Genomic DNA, 3,176 nt, shown 5'->3' on the forward strand with positions numbered 1-3,176 from the left:
GTGGCGGGCTGCCTCTTCATGGAGAACCTCGACGGCACCATCGTCTCCACCGCCGCACCCCGGATCGGCGCGTCCCTCGGCGTCTCCGCCACCGCGGTCGGCCTGGTCGTCACGGCGTACGTCCTCACCCTCGCCGTACTGGTCCCGTTGAGCGGCTGGCTGACCGCGCGCTGCGGCGCCCGGCGGATCTTCCTGTCGGCGATCGTGCTGTTCACCGTCGCCTCGCTGGCCTGCGCCGCAGCGTCCAGCCTCGGCGAACTGGTCGCGCTGCGCGTCCTCCAGGGCGCGGGCGGCGCGATGATGGTGCCGGTCGGGCGGCTGGTCGCGCTGTCGGGGATCGCCAAGCCCGACATCCCACGGCTCGTGTCGTACATCGTCTGGCCCGCGCTGATCGCGCCGGTCGCCGCGCCGCTGCTGGGCGGTGTGATCACCACGTACGCGAGCTGGCACTGGCTCTTCCTGATCAACATCCCGCTCGGGCTGATCGCGTTCGCCGCCGCCTGGCGGCTGATCGAGGGCGGCCCGGTCGCCGGGGTGGGCGCGCTGGACTGGCTCGGGCTGGTGTGGACCTCGGTGGGGCTCGGCGCGCTCACCTGGACCGGGCACCTGCTCTCCGACGCCAACGCCCCCTGGCCGCGCGCCGCCGGCCTCGGCGCGGCCTCCCTGCTGCTGCTCGCCCTCGCGCTGCGGCACCTGCGGCGGGCCGAGCGTCCGCTGATCGACCTCGGCACGCTGCGCACCCACTCCTTCCGCGCCTCCGTCTCCGGCGGCTCCGCCTTCTGGATCTCCGTCTCCGCGGCGCCCTTCCTGCTGCCGCTGCTCTTCCAGGAGATCTTCGGGTGGAGCGCCGTACGCTCCGGCGCCCTGGTGCTCTTCGTCTTCGTCGGCAACATCGGCATCAAGCCCGCGACCGGCTTCCTCTTCGGCCGCTTCGGCTACCGCGCGGTGCTGGCCGCCGCGGGCGTCGTCCTCGCCGGGACCATGGTCGGCTGCGCCTTCCTCACCGCGAGCACCCCGCTGTGGGTGATCGGCGCCCTCGTCACCCTCAGCGGCGCCGCCCGCTCCACCGGCCTCACCGGCTACAACACCCTCGCGTTCGCCGACATCCCGCCCGACCGGATGCGCGACGCCAACACCCTCAACGCCACCGCCACCCAGACCGCCGCCGGCCTCGGCGTCGCCGCCGCCCCCGTCGCCCTCCGCCGCGGCGACCTGCGCCCCGCGACGATCCTCGACCAGGCCCGCCGCAGCGCCGAGCGCCTCGGCATCCCCTTCACCCTGGTCCTTCACCGTGACGACCCCGGCCTCGGCGTCGACGAGATCGCCGACGCCGCCGACCGCGCGGTCCGCGACGGCTACGCCGACCGCGTCGGCGCCTCCAACTGGACCACCAGCCGCCTTCAGCAGTGGGCCGACCGCGCCCACCAAGACGGACTGGCCCGCCCGGAGATCACCACCCCGCTGTGGAGCCTGGTCCGGCGAACCGCGCCGCCGCCGGAACCCTGGCTGGTCGAAGCCGACCCGGACCACCTCAACCTGGCCTTCCGGCACCAGATGACCGTCACCCCCTACCGCACGCTGGCCGCCGGGTTCCTCACCGCCCGGCACACCGGCCGCCACGCCGCCCACCACGCCGCGACCTACAACACCGCCCAGGCGCGGGCGCGCCGCGACCGGCTCGTCGAGGTCGCCACCGCGCTGCGGATGACCCCGCACGGACTGGCCCTGGCCTATCTGCGGGCTGTCGCCAGCCCGGTCGGCGTCGTCCCCGTGGTCGGAGCCCGCACCGTCGGGCAGCTGCGCGAGAGCTTGGCGGGCGCCGCCGCGCCCGCCCGCGTCACCCGTGAGCTGGCCGCCTACCTCGAAGGGCGCACGTGACCGGCCAACCCTGGGCCGCCCGGCCCCGGCGTGCGGCCAGCGGCCGGATTCAACCCCAGCAGTCGGGTGGACCGCTCGGGCACCAGGCCGCGGCTATTGCCCACATACGGACAGCGCAGTGAATCCGGAGGGCACCGCGGCAGCGACGAGGCCGTTCGTGCCGACGACGGCTACCACAGAACCTTCCAGCCACGATTCGGGCGGACAAGAAGATGGTTGCTCAACATAATTCCCCGAAGCTTTTGACATGTGCCCCCCGAGCTGAACATTCTGACGCGGTAGTAACACGCGAAGACGTACTCACGGGGCTGGGCGAGATCAACCTGCCGAGTGGCGCGGTCGTGATCGTACACACATCACTTTCCGCGTTCGGGCACGTCGAAGGGGGTGCGGATACGCTATTGAGAGCACTGAGGGAACGAATTGGCCCACAGGGGACCGTAGTGGTGCCGACGTTTACCAGTGATCTCGTCAAGGACCCATGCCAGGAAGCCGGCGCAGACCCAAGCGCTGAGGTAGCTGCGCAACGAGCGACCGTGCCGCTGTTCCGCGATGATCTTCCCACAGCCCTGGGTGCCCTGCCATCAGCCGTCCTCGCCGATCCACAGCGTCTCCGCAGCAGGCACCCGTGGGCCTCGGTGGCGGCAGTAGGAGCACGAGCGCGACAGATTACCGCGAAACAATCGCTGGCTTACGCACTGGGAAAAGAATCCCCCTTCGCCCGGATATATGACCTTGGCGGCTTCATCTTGCTTCTCGGTGTCGGTCACACCCGAAACACATTCCTCCATCACGCCGAATCCCTTCTCGAATCCCATCGGCGAAAGATTCGCCGCTTCCCGTACATGGTGGAGGGGGAGCGGGTCTGGTTGGAAGTAGCTGACGTCGCAGGCGACAGGGAGCGTTACTTCCCTGCCGTTGGCGGCGCAGCGGAAAGGGAAGGCATTGTAGGGCGCGTTCACATCGGCGGGACTGAATGTCGGCTGATGGCTGTGCGACCATTCATTGATTTCGCACGGCTGGAATTGGCCTCACTTCTGTTGCGTGCGCCTCGTCGAGAACGCTGACATCCGTGAGGCGCCGGCCGTCCGCCCCGAGAACCGCACCGTCATCACCGCCACCACCCGGAGCGCGCAACCGTGATCACCCGCCGAGACGCCAGCAGCATCACCCCGGCCGCCGAGAACGTCGGCCGCGAGCCCCCCGCTGCACGCGCTCAGCAGCCCCGCGAGCTTGGGCACTTTCGAGTTCGACAACCCCGCCCTGCCCACCGCCCGCGCCTACGAACTCCCGGACAC

2 protein-coding genes are annotated in these 3,176 nt (G+C 70.7%); both read left to right on the forward strand.

Features of this window, described 5'->3' with window-relative positions:
• Positions 1-1,878, forward strand: a 1,878-nt coding sequence (locus AC13HU_RS34700; protein ID WP_483045975.1) for an MFS transporter, incomplete at its 5' end; no start/stop codon positions are given.
• A 212-nt stretch (positions 1,879-2,090) separates the two neighbouring features.
• Positions 2,091-2,945 (forward strand): AAC(3) family N-acetyltransferase, encoded by an 855-nt coding sequence (locus AC13HU_RS34705; protein WP_483045976.1) that lies wholly within the window; start codon positions 2,091-2,093, stop codon positions 2,943-2,945.
• Positions 2,946-3,176 lie beyond the last annotated feature (231 nt).

Source organism: Streptomyces sp. NH27 (assembly GCF_056859195.1).

Bases quoted from the DNA above. Each gene is read 5' to 3' on its own strand.
- AC13HU_RS34705 (WP_483045976.1), top strand. From the start codon at position 2,091: ATGGTTGCTCAACATAATTCCCCGAAGCTTTTGACATGTGCCCCCCGA.